15 protein-coding genes are annotated in these 15,806 nt (G+C 65.9%); 13 read left to right on the forward strand and 2 right to left on the reverse strand.

The window, feature by feature from the left end:
- Position 1: 1 nt before the first annotated feature.
- From WKB88_RS13860 to WKB88_RS13870, 3 genes are all read left to right on the forward strand, one after another.
- Positions 2–955 (forward strand): ABC transporter ATP-binding protein, encoded by a 954-nt coding sequence (locus tag WKB88_RS13860; protein WP_341395143.1) that lies wholly within the window; start codon positions 2–4, stop codon positions 953–955.
- Positions 952–2,010 (forward strand): siderophore-interacting protein, encoded by a 1,059-nt coding sequence (locus WKB88_RS13865; RefSeq protein ID WP_445818927.1) that lies wholly within the window; start codon positions 952–954, stop codon positions 2,008–2,010. Before WKB88_RS13860 ends, WKB88_RS13865 begins: the two co-directional genes overlap by 4 nt.
- A 431-nt stretch (positions 2,011–2,441) precedes the next feature.
- The gene (locus WKB88_RS13870; protein ID WP_341395144.1) at positions 2,442–3,122 is read left to right on the forward strand and encodes a M23 family metallopeptidase; all 681 of its coding nucleotides are present in this window, start codon (positions 2,442–2,444) and stop codon (positions 3,120–3,122) included.
- A gap of 23 nt (positions 3,123–3,145) precedes the next feature.
- On the opposite strand, the gene WKB88_RS13875 is transcribed toward WKB88_RS13870, so the two are convergent.
- A complete protein-coding gene (locus WKB88_RS13875; protein ID WP_341395145.1) occupies positions 3,146–4,105 on the reverse strand; it encodes a diacylglycerol/lipid kinase family protein in 960 nt (319 codons plus the stop codon).
- 176 nt (positions 4,106–4,281) lie between these two features.
- Here WKB88_RS13875 and WKB88_RS13880 point away from each other — a divergent pair, with 176 nt between their 5' ends.
- From WKB88_RS13880 to WKB88_RS13925, 10 genes are all read left to right on the forward strand, one after another.
- Complete coding sequence (locus WKB88_RS13880; RefSeq protein ID WP_341395146.1) at positions 4,282–5,067, forward strand: SGNH/GDSL hydrolase family protein; 786 nt, start codon at positions 4,282–4,284, stop codon at positions 5,065–5,067.
- 345 nt (positions 5,068–5,412) lie between these two features.
- Positions 5,413–6,912 (forward strand): MFS transporter, encoded by a 1,500-nt coding sequence (locus tag WKB88_RS13885; RefSeq protein ID WP_341395147.1) that lies wholly within the window; start codon positions 5,413–5,415, stop codon positions 6,910–6,912.
- 60 nt (positions 6,913–6,972) lie between these two features.
- Positions 6,973–7,473 (forward strand): MarR family winged helix-turn-helix transcriptional regulator, encoded by a 501-nt coding sequence (locus WKB88_RS13890; RefSeq protein WP_341395148.1) that lies wholly within the window; start codon positions 6,973–6,975, stop codon positions 7,471–7,473.
- A gap of 71 nt (positions 7,474–7,544) precedes the next feature.
- Positions 7,545–8,690, forward strand: coding sequence for a glucose-1-phosphate adenylyltransferase family protein (locus tag WKB88_RS13895; protein WP_341395149.1), 1,146 nt, complete (start codon positions 7,545–7,547; stop codon positions 8,688–8,690).
- Positions 8,691–9,093: 403 nt separating this feature from the next.
- On the forward strand, positions 9,094–9,330 hold the full coding sequence (gene rpmB / locus WKB88_RS13900; protein ID WP_104053173.1) for a 50S ribosomal protein L28: 237 nt from the start codon (positions 9,094–9,096) through the stop codon (positions 9,328–9,330).
- Positions 9,330–9,497 (forward strand): 50S ribosomal protein L33, encoded by a 168-nt coding sequence (gene rpmG / locus WKB88_RS13905; protein ID WP_013602737.1) that lies wholly within the window; start codon positions 9,330–9,332, stop codon positions 9,495–9,497. Before rpmB ends, rpmG begins: the two co-directional genes overlap by 1 nt.
- 2 nt (positions 9,498–9,499) lie before the next feature.
- The gene (rpsN, locus tag WKB88_RS13910) at positions 9,500–9,805 is read left to right on the forward strand and encodes a 30S ribosomal protein S14 (protein ID WP_104102015.1); all 306 of its coding nucleotides are present in this window, start codon (positions 9,500–9,502) and stop codon (positions 9,803–9,805) included.
- Positions 9,806–10,136: 331 nt separating this feature from the next.
- Positions 10,137–10,424: an HU family DNA-binding protein gene (locus WKB88_RS13915; RefSeq protein WP_152223378.1), complete on the forward strand. Its 288-nt coding sequence runs from the start codon at positions 10,137–10,139 to the stop codon at positions 10,422–10,424.
- 221 nt (positions 10,425–10,645) lie between these two features.
- On the forward strand, positions 10,646–12,676 hold the full coding sequence (locus WKB88_RS13920; RefSeq protein WP_341395305.1) for a cytochrome c oxidase assembly protein: 2,031 nt from the start codon (positions 10,646–10,648) through the stop codon (positions 12,674–12,676).
- On the forward strand, positions 12,673–14,649 hold the full coding sequence (locus tag WKB88_RS13925; protein WP_341395150.1) for an NHL domain-containing thioredoxin family protein: 1,977 nt from the start codon (positions 12,673–12,675) through the stop codon (positions 14,647–14,649). The genes WKB88_RS13920 and WKB88_RS13925 overlap by 4 nt, the downstream gene beginning before the upstream one ends.
- Positions 14,650–14,742: 93 nt before the next feature.
- Here the strand turns inward: WKB88_RS13925 and WKB88_RS13930 are convergent, their stop codons facing one another.
- Entirely contained in the window at positions 14,743–15,696 is a 954-nt protein-coding gene (locus WKB88_RS13930) for a hypothetical protein (RefSeq protein ID WP_341395151.1), read from the reverse strand.
- Between the last annotated feature and the right edge of the window lie 110 nt (positions 15,697–15,806).

Here is a 15,806-nt window from a genome sequence, read left to right on the forward strand (position 1 = left end):
GATGGGAAACCCCCAGAACGTATCCGGTGCGCAGATCCCGCCGACCCTGAGCGCACAGGACCTGGTGCTTTCCTACGGGGAGCGCCTCGTGGTGGACGGGCTTTCCGTCACGCTGCCGGCCGGCCGGATCACGATGATCGTGGGTGCCAACGCCTGCGGCAAGTCCACGCTCCTGCGCGGCCTCTCCCGGCTGCTCAAGCCTGCCGGGGGATCTGTGCTGCTGGGCGGCAGGGATATCCATGCCCGGCCCGCACGCGAGGTGGCGCGGACACTGGGGCTGCTGCCCCAGACACCCACAGCCCCCGACGGCATTACCGTTGCGGACCTCGTGGGCCGCGGCCGGTACCCGCACCAGGGCTGGTTCCGCCAGTGGACACCGGCCGACGACGCCGCCGTGGCCGCCGCACTTCAAGAGACCGGCACGCTGGATCTGGCGGAACGGAACGTGGATGAACTCTCCGGAGGCCAGCGCCAGCGTGTCTGGATTGCCATGGCACTGGCCCAGGACACGGACATCCTGCTGCTGGATGAGCCCACCACCTTCCTCGACGTCACGCATCAGATTGAAGTGCTTGACCTCGTCACCGACCTCAACCGCCGTTCCGGCACCACCGTGGTGATCGTCCTGCACGACCTGAACCTGGCCGCCCGTTACGCGGACCACCTGATTGCCATGAAAGCCGGAGCGATCGCGGCACAGGGCGCCCCGGCCGAGGTGGTCACCGAGCAGCTCGTCCGTGACGTTTTTGGTCTTGAATCCCGGGTGATCAGTGATCCCGTAGCGGGGACGCCTATGGTGGTTCCTTTGGGCCGCCATCACGCAGCACTTCGTGAGGAAAAGCTCCCGGAGGAAGAACCGGCAGAAAAAGTGCGCCCCGCGGGCGCCGTGGGATACCTGCCCAATCCGCAGGACAGCCAATCAGCATCCGACAACCGCCTGGAGGCAGCATCATGACGCAGGTCCGCACCGGCAACGGAGCCACAGCCGCTCCCCGCAAGGCACGCCGTGCCTCCAGCGCAGGGGCCGTGATGTGCTTCGACGTCGAGGTGAAGCGGGTGCAGCGCCTGAGCGGGAACTTCCAGCGGATCACCTTTGCCGGTTCCTGCCTCTCCGAGTTTGGAGTGCAGGGACAAACCCACGACCTGCGGATCAAAGTTGTGGTGCCCTCCGTCGCCCCTGACGGCCGGAAACTGCCGATGCCGGTGTTTGATTGCAGCGACACCGGCTGGTACCGCAACTGGCTGCAGCTCGACGCCGGCGTGCGCGGCTCCATGCGCACGTACACTGTCCGCGCAGCGCGCTGCGGCGGTGCGGAACCGGAGATCGACGTCGACTTTGTGCTGCACTTTGACGAACAGGGCCGAGGCGGACCGGCTTCCAGCTGGGCTGCTGCCGCGCAGCCGGGCGACCGGGTCAGCATCATCGGACCTAACGCGGCGCACTGCGTCACCGCGGAAAGCTACGGCGGCATCGAGTGGCGGCCGGGCATGGCACGGCACATCCTGCTTGCCGGTGATGAAACAGCGGTTCCCGCCATCACCGCGATCCTCGAATCCCTGCCTGCCGACGTGACAGGGCATGCCCTGCTGGAGGTTCCTGCGGCTGAAGATGTGCTGCCGGTATCCACGGATTCCTCGGTCCGGGTGACCTGGCTGCCCCGCGGCGGCCGCCCCCACGGCGAGCTGCTGGAGGAAGCCGTCCGGGGCGCCGTCGCCCTGCCGGGCTGGGCTTCCGTGGACGGTGCGCCGGTACCGCCGAGGCCGGTCATCGAAGACGTCAACATCGACGAGGCCATCCTGTGGGAGACCCCGCAGCGGCTGACCCCGGCCGCCGTAAAGGCCACCCCGAACCCGGACACCCCTTCCGGCGCCCTGCCGTTTTATGCGTGGATTGCCGGTGAGGCGGCGGTGGTCCGCGGACTGCGCCGGTACCTGGTCTCGGAAGCGGGCATTGACCGCAAGCAGGTGGCCTTCATGGGCTACTGGCGCAGCGGCCGGGCTGAGCTTTAGGACGGGACGAGCTTTAGGACGGGACGAGCTTTAGGACGGGCTGAGCTTTAGGACGGGACGAGACGCGCTTCAGGACGCGATGAGCTTTGAGGGCCGGACGCGCTTGAGGGCGTGACGGCCGCCGCGCCGTGCCCGGTTATTGCTCACAATTCTTTCCGGACCGCAGTCCTTTTCCCGTAAAATTAAGGGAGTCGGAGTGCCGCTCCGTGCGCTTTTTGCGGGAGTAAAACTCCGTGCTTTTTACCACAGCATTCTTGTTCCCTGCCCCTTTGCCGAACATTGCACAGAGGTGATGGATTACGAAGAACCCCACGCAGCCCCTGCGTTATCTGACGGAATTACGGCAGCGGGTCCTTAGCTGGGCCACGGAAAACCGTCCGCCGGGTAAACACGTTGCGTCGACGGTCCGGAGATATGTGCCGGCCGGGCTTTTGCAGGCGGCACAGTCACTGCCGCTGAACCCGCAGTGGTTTGCCGCTCCCGGACGCAGCACCTGCGCCATGGGCGCCGCGGCCGCACTGGTGGTGGGAACCGCCGTCGTCGGAACCGCCCACGCGGCGCACGAGCCCGCAGAGCTGCAGCGAACCACAGTGGTGTCGGAGCTTCCCGCCAAGGAAGAAACTGAATCGGACGAGCCGTCCGACGGCGAAGCGGCGTCCGACGGGCAGGGCTCCACCACTCCCGTGGCGGCCCCGCCCGAGCCCGTGCCCGAAGAAGTGCCGGCATCCGTGCCGCTGGATGAGCTCCGCGTGACCTCGCCGTTCGGCTGGCGGGAGAACCCGCTGCTGGCCGCCGGCACCCTGGAATTCCACACCGGCATCGACTTCGGCGCTGTCACCGGCACCCCGGTAAAGGCAGCGGCCGCGGGCACGGTGACCTACGCCGAATACCACCAGTACGGCGGCCTGCGGATCGTGGTCGACCATGGCAACGGCACCGAAACCACCTACAACCACCTCAACGAGATCCATGTGGAGGTGGGGCAGTGGGTGGACTTCAACACCGTGATCGGTGCCATCGGCAGCACCGGGAACTCGACCGGCCCCCACCTGCATTTTGAAGTGCTGGCCAACGGTGAATACCAGGACCCCGCCGTTTGGCTGGGCATCTAGCTTCCCGGCCCGGAGGCCCGGTCCTAGACCCGGGGATTTGTCAGGATCGCCGGGTCTTTCTTCCCGTGCGGCATCCGGACCCGAAGGGCGCTGGGATCCACCCGGAACGCCACATGGGACGCCTTGCCCAGATGGTCGCCGTCAACCTCGAACTCCTGCGGAACCTCGGTGAAGATCTCGGCTTCCTTGCACTGGTAGTAGTCCACCGACGTGCTTCCCTTGCCGCGGCGCAGCAGGCCGGCAACAACGCTCAACCAGCCGAACCGCCCCTTGGGGGCCATGGTCATGACATCCAGCAGTCCGTCGTCGATGCGGGCGCCGGGGAAAATCTCCAGCCCGCCCATGATCTTTCCGCAGTTTCCACCCATGACGCTGCGCGGATGACCGTGGATTTCCTTGCCGCCGTCGAGCCGGATGGTGCTCTTGACCGGCTTGCCGGGGAGGTTCCGGATGCCGGCGTCGACGTAGGCCAGCCAGCCGACGTTGTCCTTCAGGGTGTCATTCGTGTCGCCCATCAGCGCCGCGTCATAGCCGAGTCCGGCCATGACCAGGAAGACGTCACCCTTCAGCGCGCGGTCAAGGGTGACATGAACGACGTCGATGTTGCGGTCCGCTCCGGTCAGGGCGGCGGTGACCGCACCCTCGGGATCGTCGACGGCGATGTCCAGGTTGCGGGCCAGCAGGTTGCCGGTGCCCAGGGGCAGCAGCCCGAGGGGAGTGTCGGTACCGGTGAGCTCAGCGGCCACGCAGCGGACCGTGCCGTCGCCGCCGGCTGCAATCACGAGGTCAACCCCGGCGTCCAGGGCCTCGCGGGCCATGCCGCGGCCCGGGTCTTCTTTGGTGGTCTCCAGCCACAGCGGCTCTTCCCAGCCTTCATTCCGGCAGATCCTGTCGACCAGGGCGCGGATGTCCACATCCGTTTTCTTGATGGGGTTCATGACGACGGCGGCGCGCTGGCGCGTTCCTGCGGGTGAGGTAGGCATGGGATCCTTTGGGCGGCGAAGGCTTGGCGGTTCAGTGCGGGGGGCTGGTGCAGCGCGGCGGGAGGGTGCAGGCGGGAGCCTGCGGCCGGAGTGCAGCTTGCTTCAGAGTCTAATCCGCCCCGGGCCCGCGCGCTGGCAGGTGCAGGAACTGTCCAATCAACTTGTAACCTGTGGGAGTGACTTTTACTTCTCGTTATGTGGCCCTGGGGGATTCCTTCACCGAAGGCGTGGGGGATTGGGACGACTCCCGGCCCAACGGTGTCCGGGGCTGGGCGGACCGGGTGGCGGAGCAGCTGATGCTCGCCGACAACTCCTGGGGCTATGCAAACCTCGCCATCAGGGGCAAGAAGCTGCATCAGGTCCTCGCCGAGCAGGTGGACGCCGCCGTCAGGCTCCAGCCCACCCTGGTCACCATTTACGCGGGCGGCAACGATATTTTGCGGCCCAAAGTGGACATCGATGCGCTGGTCGGTTCGTACGACGCCGGCATCGCGGCTTTGCGGGCCTCCGGAGCTGCAGTTCTCGTCTTCACCGGATTCGACTCCGGCCGCGCCCCGGTGTTCGGTGCCACCCGGGGCCGTACCGCCCTGTACAACGAACTGGTCCGGGAGTCCGCGGACCGCCACGGTGCTGAGCTGGTGGACTACTGGCGGATGAAGGAACTTCAGGATGAGCGGTACTGGGACGTTGACCGGCTGCACATGTCGCCGGCAGGGCACATGCTCACCGCCAAGAAGGTCCTGGAAGTCCTGCGCCGCACCGACGCCATAGACGTTCCGGAACTGGACGCGCTGCCGTCCCGGACCCGTGTTGAACAGCTGCGCCGCGACGCTCAGTGGGCCCGCGAGTATCTGGGCCCGTGGGTCGGGCGCCGCCTGCGCCGGGTTTCGTCGGGTGACAACCTCAGCCCCAAGTATCCCGTCCCGGTGCGTCTCGACGTGCCGGCCGGCGTCGGAGACTGACACCGGCCAACCTCCACCACCGGTGTCGGGCCGGCGCGGCTGCAGGGCAGCCCGCCGTGGATTTTCGTGCTGCAGTATTCCCGGAATAACGCTCTCCGGCGGCTTTTCGGGACGAAAATGAGGCCTCTGATGCGCTGCGGTGAGGCGTTTCACAATTTCCGCCGTAGTCCATATGCTGACGCGGATTAAGCTGCCGGCTAAAGCCCGCCACTGGCTCCGGCCGCCCCCTGCAATTCGGTGAGGGGGGCTGTTTTTCCTAAACTTGATGGTCTGCCCGGCGCCTATTACGGCGTCCGGCCGGTTGCTTCCGATACACGCAGCTGACTTCTAGGAAAGAAAGCCAACATGCCTAAAGATGCACCGACTAAGCGCCGCCCCGTTCTGGGCCGCAGGCGACTGAAGGTCGATGACGTGAATGTCGTTGACAAATCGATGATGAAAAAGGCCGTCGGCGGAACCGTCGTCGGCAACACCATGGAATGGTTCGACATCGGTGTCTACGGCTACCTCGCCGTCACCATGGGTGCCGTGTTCCTCTCCGAGGCTGATGCCTCCGCCCAGCTGATCTTCAGCCTGGGCGTTTTCGCCGCCACCTTCCTGGCCCGTCCGCTCGGCGGCATCGTGTTTGGCCGGCTCGGCGACAAGATGGGCCGCCAGAAGACGCTGGCCACGACCCTGATCCTGATGGCCGCCTCGACGTTCGTCATCGGGCTCCTGCCCGGCTATGACCAGATTGGCATGTGGGCACCGGTCCTGCTGATCCTGATGAAGCTCCTCCAGGGCTTCTCCACCGGCGGCGAATACGCAGGTGCCACCACCTTTGTGACGGAGTATGCCTCGGACAAGCGCCGCGGCTTCCTCTCCAGCATCCTGGACACGGGCAGCTACCTGGGCTTCGCCCTGGGCGCCGGTGTCGTTTCCGTCATGCAGCTGACGTTGAGCCCCGAGACCATGCTGGACTGGGGCTGGCGCATTCCGTTCCTGATCGCCGGCCCGCTGGGCCTGATCGCGATTTACTTCCGCCTGAAGATCGAAGAATCCCCGGCGTTCCAGGCGACCCTGGATGCCCAGGAGGCAAACGCAGCCTCGGACAACCCCGACGATTCGGTCACCCCTCCAGGCACCCTGGCCATGATCGGCCTCTACTGGCGGCCGATCCTCGTCGCCATGGCCCTCGTTGCCGCAGCAAACACCGTCGGCTACACGTTGACGTCCTACATGCCGTCATACCTCACGGACTCCATGGGCTATGACGCCCTGCACGGGACGCTGCTGACCATCCCGGTCCTGGTGCTGATGGCTGCCTGCATCCCGCTGGCCGGGAAGCTGTCGGACCGCATTGGCCGCCGCCCGGTCCTGCTGATGGGTGCCGGCTGCACCATTGTGCTGGCCGTGCCGGCATTCCTGCTGATCGCCCTGGGCCCAATCTGGTCCACGCTGCTGGGCCTGGTCCTGTTGGCCGTGCCGGTGACGCTGTATGTGTCCAACCTGGCCTCGGCGCTTCCGGCCCTGTTCACTACGGCCAGCCGCTACGGTGCCATGGGCATCTCGTACAACTTTGCCGTGGCCATCTTCGGAGGCACCGCGCCGCTGATCATGCAGGGATTGATCAACGCCACGGACAACGACCTGATGCCCGCCTTCTGGCTGATGGCGACCTCAGTCGTCGGAGCCGTGGCCGTCTTCATCATGAAGGAATCCGCAAACCGGCCGATGCCCGGCTCGATGCCGAGCGTGGACACCCGGGCCGAAGCCCACGAACTGGTGGCGACCCAGGATGAAAATCCCCGGCTCGACGTCGATTCCCTGCCGTTCGGCACGGAAACGGCCGATTCCGGCAAGTAGCAAATCGAGTCAGGCCCGCCAATCCTTGAAGCCTCAACCAACCATGGGAGAATTGACCGCATGAGTGAATCTGATGCATCCGGTCCCCGGTGGCTGAGCCCGGAGGAACGGCGGGCCTGGCTGGCGCTGTACGCGGTGGCCACCCGGCTGACCCCCACCTTGGATGCAGACCTGTTCAAGCGGGCACGGATCACCCTGTTTGACTATCATGTGCTGGCGATGGCTTCCGAAGCGCCGAACCGGGCCCTTCCCATGAGCGAGCTGGCGGCACGGTCCAACGCCTCGCTCTCCCGCCTGTCCCATGTGGTGAAGAAGCTGGAGGGCCGCGGCTGGATGGAACGGTCCCAGTCGCCCGTCGATGCCCGCGTGACCATGGCCGCACTGACTCAGGAGGGCATGGCGGCCCTTGAGGGGCTGGCCCCGGATCATGTAGGCACAGTGCGGGACCTGGTCTTTGACGGGCTTGATGCCCGCGACGTCGAGGACCTTGAGCGGGTGGGGCGCAGGATCCTCGCCCGGATCGAACCGGGCATCGGGTTCCTTGACGAAGAGGGCGCCTGACACCGGGATTTAGCGTTTGCTAGCGTAGTGAGAGCTGAGCAGCCCCACCAACCCAGCGAGAGGTACTACTCATGCATGCGCCGCGGATCCTGACCATTATTCTTGCCGGCGGAACCGGGGGCCGGCTCGGAGCGCTCACCGAGCACCGGGCGAAGCCGGCCATGCCGGTGGCGGGCTCCTACCGGCTCATCGACATTCCCCTGTCCAACCTCCACAACAGCGGGTTCTCCGACGTCTGGATCGTGGAGCAGTACAAGCCCAAATCCCTCAACGACCACCTGGTCAGCGGGCGCCCCTGGGACCTGGACCGGACCAACGGGGGACTGCGCGTCCTGCCGCCGTACCAGGGCGGGGAAGGGGAGGGGTTTGCCGAGGGCAATGCCGACGCGCTTTACCGGCAGGCCGACTACATCCGTGAATATGATCCGGACCTGGTGCTGGTGCTCAGCGCCGACCACCTCTACCGCCTGGACTACCGCGACGTCGTGGCCACCCACGAAGAGGCCAATGCCGCACTGACGGTAGTGACCACCAAGATCCGCAACAACCCCTCGGACCACGGTGTCGTCGAAGCCGCCGACGGGGAGGTGGCCGGCTTCGAGTACAAGCCGGAAAACCCGAAGACTGACCGGGCGGCCGCCGAGATCTTCCTGTATGACGCCGCCGTCCTGCTGTCCGCCATGGACGAACTGATGGAAAAGGAAGGCAAGCTTGAGGACTACGGGGACCAGCTGATTCCGTACCTGGTCCGGACCGAAAAAGTAGCCGAACACCGGCTCGACGGCTACTGGCGGGATATGGGGACTCCGCGCAGCTACCACCAGGGCCACATGGATCTCATCGACGGGCGGGGGCTGGTCTTCGACGACCCGAAATGGCCGATCCTGAGCGCGGCGCCGCGCCGGCTGCCCGGCTATGTGGGGGACGGCGCGCAGGTCTCCGGGAGCCTGCTTGCCCCGGGGTCGCGGGTGGAAGGGACCGTCCGGCGCAGCGTGATTGGCCCGGGCGCAGTGGTGGAAGCCGGCGCGGACGTTGAATCCTGCGTGATCCTCGGAGATGTCCGGGTCCGCTCCGGCGCGCGGCTCCGCAACGCCATTGTGGACGCGGACGCGGTGATCGGCGGAGGCACGGAACTGGACGGTGCGCAGCTGGATCCGGACGCAGGCGTGGTGGTTGTCGGTGCGGACGGCGCCGTTGACGCCCCGCCGTCGTCGTAAACCGTGCCCGGCGACCGTGAGGTCGGGCACGTTAACCGGGTAGGGTGTCCCGCCGGTTTGAATGAACGGCGGCTTGCCCCTAGGATAGAGAGGCGTTAAGTTGCGCCTGTGCCCACCCGGCCCGCTGTGAAGCAGCCGGAGGGACATTTGCGCGGCCACCCGTATAAACCTAGAATTGAAGGCTGTCCCGGCAGATACTGCTTGGCTTCCTGAACTTCACCGTCTTCCCCGCGGCGAGGCACTTCGGCTGGATCTCACCCCGCCAGGTTCACCTCCGGAAAGTCGCAGTAATAACGGTGTCAAAACTGGTGGCGGGACGCTCTTTATGGCAGGTGCTTAGGCAAACGCCCTGTGTCTGTTTTTTGAGGACCGTCATATTTACTACAACTGGAGGAGAGAGATCATGGCAGCATACTGCCAGGTCACCGGAGCCATTCCCGGCTTTGGTCACAGCATTTCGCACTCGCACCGCCGCAACAAGCGCCGGTTCGACCCGAATATTCAGAAGAAGCGTTACTGGGTTCCGTCCCTGCGCCGCAACGTTACGCTGCAGGTTTCGGCCCGCGGCATCAAGACGATCGACGTGCGCGGTATCGACGCCGTCATCACTGACCTTATCGCGAAGGGTGTGAAGCTCTAGTGGCTAAGGACAAGGACGTACGTCCGATCATCAAGCTGAAGTCGACCGCCGGCACCGGGTACACGTATGTGACCCGCAAGAACCGTCGTAACGACCCGGACCGCATGGTCCTGAAGAAGTACGACCCGAAGATCCGCCAGCACGTCGAATTCCGTGAGGAGCGCTAAACATGGCAAAGAAGTCAAAGATTGCCCGCAACGAGCAGCGCAAGGTCGTTGTTGAGCGCTACGCTGCAAAGCGCCTCGAACTGAAGAAGACCCTGGTGGATCCGAACGCCACCGACGAAGCCCGCGAAGCTGCACGCCTCGGCCTGCAGAAGCTTCCGCGCAACGCCTCGCCGGTTCGCCTTCGCAACCGCGACCAGATCGACGGCCGCCCCCGCGGTACCCTCCAGAAGTTTGGTATCTCGCGTGTGCGTTTCCGCAACATGGCCCACGCAGGCGAACTGCCGGGCGTCAAGAAGTCCAGCTGGTAAGCATCGCTTAATCTGCTCTGAAAGGGCGGCAACCTCTGAGGTTGCCGCCCTTTTTGCTGTCCGGGTGCCGTGCGGCGCCGCCCGCCCGGGCAAGGCAGCGCCGGTCCGGCCCTCCGCGGCCAATTCCGTGCCGTTGCAGGGAAGTTGCAGGAAAGCAGCCTACGAGCCGCAGCGGGGCAAATGGCACCTTTTTCTGGGCTGAGAGCGGAAAAAACCGCTAAAAACAGCGGATTTTGCCGGACTTTCGGTGTCAGGCTGGTAAGTTTTCCAACAGTGGCGGTTTCGCATCCGTGATCCGCTCGAGCTAACCCCTAGTCCAGGAGGACATAAATTGGCTATGAACCGCAGTGAACTTGTTGCAGCAGTCGCAGAGAAGTCCGGCAACAGCCAGACCGCAGTTAATGGCGTGCTTGACGCTGTCTTCGAGATCTTCGCAACCTCCGTTGCCAATGGTGAAAAGATCACCATCCCGGGCTGGCTCGCCGTTGAGCGCACCGACCGCGCTGCCCGCACCGGCCGCAACCCGCAGACCGGCGAAACCATCCAGATCCCCGCAGGCCACAGCGTCAAGCTGACCGCGGGCTCCAAGCTGAAGGCTTCGGTCTCCAACAAGAAGTAACTTCTTCGCATGTGCAAGGGCCGGTGCCGGAAGGCGCCGGCCCTTTCCGCGTAATTAGCCCAAATTTCTACCGTGGGTAGAGAATAGGTAACGTGCCTAAAACTGCCAACACCGATACCGCAGCCGGCGGCCGGGCCGGAAGGGATTCCCGCCCCGCACCCGGTGCTCCCGCTGCCGAGGCGGCCGTCCGGAACGGCTGGCTGATCGCAGCCGTCGCCGTCATGCTCACCGCGCTGGCTTCAGCTCTGCTCTTCTCCGGAGCCGCAGCCGCCCAGCAGCTGTCCGATCCCGGGGCCCTGACCCGGTGGGCGCTGCCGGTGGCCAAGGCGGTGCAGAACGCGGCCATGGCCGCCGTCATCGGCGCCTTGGTCTTCGCGGTGGCCATCCTGCCCAAATCCCTGAAACTGAAGCGGGGCCGCAGGATCGAGGCCGGAGAGCCGGAACATCCCGCGTTCGCCAAGACCCTGTCGCTGGCCGGAGCGGCCGCTGCGGTCTGGACGCTGTCCGCCGTCGCCGTACTGCTCTTCACCTACTCGGATGTGTCCGGGCTGCCGCTGAGTTCCGAGGCCAGCTACACCCAGGGCCTGGGATCCTTCGTCACTGATTTCTCCACCGGGCGGGCATGGCTGGCCGTGAGCATTATTGCCGCCGTGGTGACCACCCTGGCTTTCGGCGTCCGGTCCCTGAACGCACTGGCCGCCACTGCCGTGCTGGCTGCAGGCGCCATCATTCCCATTGCCCTGGTCGGACATTCCGCCGGCGGCGATGACCACAGCGCGGCCGTCAACTCGATCGGACTGCACCTGGCCGGCGTTTGCCTGTGGATCGGCGGACTCATTGTCCTGGCCGTCGTGTCCCGCCGGCTGGGCCCCATCACCGGCGTCGTCCTGCGCCGCTATTCTGCCCTGGCCGGTTTCGCATTCGCCCTGGTGCTGCTCTCCGGCGTCGTGAACGCCTCCCTGCGGATCACCTCGCTCGAGCAGCTGAACTCGGAGTGGGGCGCCCTGGTGATCGTCAAGGCTGCGGCAACTCTGCTGCTGGGGGTCATCGGCTTCCTCCACCGCCGCTGGATCATTCCGCAGCTGCCCGCGAAGGTCCCCGGCTCCGCCGAAGGGTCCAGCGAGCACGGCGGACCGAAACAAAAGAGTGCCGGCCGCATCCTCTGGCAGCTCATCGCCGTCGAACTGCTGATCATGGGCGCCGTCTCCGGCGTGGCGGTGGCGCTGGGCCGCACCGCCACCCCCCGCCCTGAGGAACTGCCGCCCAATGCCTCCCCGGCACGCATCCTGACCGGGTACGACCTTCCGCCGGAACTGACCCTGGAGCGCTACCTCACGGAATGGCGCTTCGACTGGCTCTGGGTCGCCATCGTGCTCACCCTCGCGGTCGCTTATCTGCGCGGAGTGGTCAAAGTCCGCCGGCGCGGGGACAAATGGCCGCTGGTCCGGACCCTGTGCTGGCTGGCCGGCCTTGCGATGCTGACGTATGTCACCTCCGGCGCCCCGGCCGTCTACGGCATGGTTCTGTTCAGCACCCACATGCTCGCCCACATGTCCCTGACCATGGTGGTTCCCCTGTTCCTGGTCCTCGGGGCGCCGGTGACGCTGGCTCTGAAGGCCCTCACGCCGCGCGGCGACGGAACCCGCGGCATCCGCGAGTGGATCCTCGTGGGTGTGCACTCATGGTTCTCCAAGCTCGTCACCAACCCGATCTTCGCGGCAGTGAACTTTGCCGGCTCCATCGTGGTGTTCTACTACTCCGAGCTGTTCGGCTTCGCCCTGCGCCAGCACGTGGGCCATGAACTGATGATCGTGCACTTCCTGCTGACCGGGTACATCTTCGTCCTGACGATGATCGGCATCGACCCGCTGCCGTACCGGGCGCCGTATCCGCTGCGCCTGGTGATCCTGCTGGCCACCATGGCGTTCCACGCGTTCTTTGGGGTGGCGGTGATGGGCGGCACCTCGCTGATCCAGGCCTCCTACTTCGGAAACATGGGCCGGGAGTGGGGACTCTCCGCCCTTGCCGACCAGCAGCTGGGCGGATCCATCATGTGGGGAGTCGGTGAAATTCCCACGGTGATGGTGGCAATCGGCGTGGCCCTGCAGTGGTCGCGGACGGACGCCCGCGAAACACGGCGTAAAGACCGGGCCGCCGAGCGGAATAATGAGGCTGAGCTCGCCGCTTACAACAATATGTTCGCCAATCTGGCCAAGCGGGATGCCAGCAGCCCTGAAGGAGATCGTAAATGACTGAAACCGTGCGTGCCGGCTACCGGGTGCGGGCCTCTGCCCTTGAGGGCCGCAACTGGCTCAACACCGGCGGCCGCCAGCTGGGGCTGGAAGACCTGCGCGGGAAGGTCGTGCTGCTGGACTTCTGGACCTTCTGCTGCATCAACTGCCTGCACGTGCTGGATGAGCTGCGCCCGCTGGAGGAGAAGTACTCCGACGTGCTGGTCACAGTGGGCGTGCACTCGCCCAAGTTTGAACACGAAGCGGATCCGGTGGCCCTGGCCGCGGCCGTGGAGCGCTATGAGATCCACCACCCGGTCCTGGACGACCCCGAGCTGCTCACCTGGCAGGCCTATGCCGCACGTGCCTGGCCCACCCTTGTGGTCCTGGATCCCGAGGGCTACATCGTGGCCAACCTCTCCGGTGAAGGACATGCCGCCGGCCTGGATTCGCTGATCGGCGAACTGGTTGCCGAGCACGAGGCCAAGGGAACACTGCACCGCGGAGACGGTCCGTACGTCCCGGCCGAGCCCACCGCCGGAAACCTGCGCTTCCCGGGCAAAGCGGTTCCGCTGCCCGGAGGCACCTTCCTGGTGGCCGACACCGGCCACCACCGCCTGGTGGAGCTGGAAGCGGACCTCACGACGGTGCGCTCCGTCATCGGGGACGGGACGAAGGGCTGGCAGGACGGCTCGGCAGCCGCAGCCCGCTTCAACGAGCCCCAGGGGCTGGCGGTGCTTCCCGCAGCCGTAGCCGGGCGTGCCGGGTACGACGTCGTCGTCGCGGACACCGTCAACCACCGCCTGCGCGGCGTGGCCCTGGCCACCGGAACCGTCACCACAGTGGCAGGAAACGGTGTTCAGCGGCTCCTGGACGCGGGAAACCACACGAAGCGGGGAGCGGGGGAGGAACATCCCTCGGAGTCCAGCACAGCGGAAGCCAGCGGCTCCGGGCCTTCCCTGACGGAGACCGCCCTCGGGAACGAACCCCTTAACGTTTCCCTCTCCTCGCCGTGGGACCTCACCTGGTCAACTGCACTGGGGCGCCTGGTCGTGGCGATGGCCGGCACCCACCAGATCTTCACCTTCGATCCGCTCAGCCGTTCCGTGGACATCCTGGCCGGCACCGGGCTGGAGGGCCTGCTGGACGGGCCCGGAGACAGTGCCTGGTTTGCCCAGTCCTCGGGCCTGGCCGAAGACGCTGACGGCAACATCTGGGTCGCGGATTCCGAGACCTCGGCCCTGCGCCGGCTCTCCTTTACCGCGGACGACGGCGGGACGCAGGTGCTGGTGAGCACCGCCGTCGGCGCCGGGCTCTTTGATTTCGGTTTCCGGGACGGCGCCGCCGGCGAGGCGCGGCTGCAGCATCCGCTGGGCGTGGCCGTGCTGCCCGACGGCTCCGTTGCCGTCGCCGACACCTACAACGGTGCGGTTCGCCGGTATGACCCGGCCACCGAAACCGTGTCCACCCTGGCCCGCGGACTCTCCGAGCCCTCCGATGTCCTGGTTGACACCACTGCGGAGGAACCGCTGCTGATTGTCGTGGAGGCCAACAAGCACGAACTGGTCCGGGTGCCGATTCCCAAGGAAGCGCAGTCCGTGGACGAGGGCGCCCGGCAGACCCAGCGCCCGGCCAGCCCCGTCGCAGCCGGTCCGCTGGCCCTGTCCGTTCGGTTCTCCGCCCCCAAAGGCCAGAAGCTGGATGACCGCTGGGGAGATCCGACGCAGCTGAAGATTTCCTCCTCGCCGGAGGAGCTGCTCGTCTCCGGCGGCGGCACCTCCACCGGCCTGACCCGTGAGCTGGTGCTGTCCGGCTCCGTCCCGGGCGGCGTCCTGCACATCACCGCCCGCGCCGCTGCGTGCGACGGCGAACCCGGGGGCGAGATCCCCGATCACGCGGCGTGCCACCTGTACCAGCAGGACTGGGGCATCCCGGTGACCATCGACGCCGCCGGGGACACATCGCTGACACTGGACCTGCGCGGCCTCGACTAACCGCCTCGAAAGCCCCGCCAACTACAGAAGGTGTACGTCCCCAGGGACGTACACCTTCTGTAGTTCGGGGGAGGGATAGCCGGCCCTGGAAGGTCAGTCGATAAGTGGCGTGACCGAAACCTCGGTGCTGCCGACTGACAGCTGCGCCGCAAAGCTGAAGTCCTTCTCCACATCCAGCGGGCTCTTTACGCCGGAGAACAAATCCGTCTGCGTGGCGGTGAGCCGGGCCTTGCCGTTCAGCGGCGAGAGCACCCAGTTGCCGGAGACGGAGCGGATCTTTACCTCGGGATACTCAGTGATCTCCCAGGTGATCGGCAGTTCAACCCGGTTGTCGGTGAAGTGGAAGAACGGGCATCCCGGGGGAGCGAGGCGGTCCTGGGCGCTGGTGCAGCCCGCCAGGAAGGTGCGCACGTCCTCATTCACTTCATTCTTCAGTGCTTCGGTGGCTTCGGTGGTGAGCACCAGGTCCGCCGTGTCCTGAGATGAGGTGATGGAATCGGTCTGCTCCGGAGCGGCGAAGAACTCCGAGGTGTACGAAACCTCAACCCGGGCGGGATAGAACGCCGCAAAGGTGGTCGTGTCTTCGGGAAGGGCGACCGGGACGCCGTTTACGGAGGCCTGCGGCTGGCCGGCTGCCGTCACCGTCAGCGTCGGCAGCGTGGAGGGCACGAAGGACCAGCGGTCAAAAAAGAGCCAGTGCTTATCGGTGCGTTCCAGCCGGTAGGTGCTGGTCTCTTCCTCACCGCCGAGGGAGTATCGAACATCAAGGTCCACCCGGTTTCCGCCGGCGTTCCGCGGTTCTCCGATTTCCAGCACCTCGAGGCCGGCGGTTGATGCCTTCAACCCCTCATCGTCCAGAAGGGCGGCATTCGCGTTCGGAACCTTGGCGGCAAGCAGGCCGAGGGCGCGTTCGCCGTCGCCCTCCTTCAATGCCGTGAGGTAGCTGCTGACCTGGTGCTCGGGACCGTAGATCTTGGCGTTGACAAAAAAGATCACCACTACGGCGGCGGCCACCGTGAGCATGAGCGCGAGCAGCCATGTGGACACGGCCTTAATTACTGAAGTTGTTCCCTGCACTGCTCAAACGATACCGGGTGAACACGCCGAGGCCCCGGACCTGCGGCAGCGGCCGCAGATCCGGGCCCCGGCGAAGGGCT

The sequence above is a fragment of the Arthrobacter sp. G119Y2 genome (assembly GCF_038069765.1).
Lineage (GTDB): Bacteria > Actinomycetota > Actinomycetes > Actinomycetales > Micrococcaceae > Arthrobacter_B.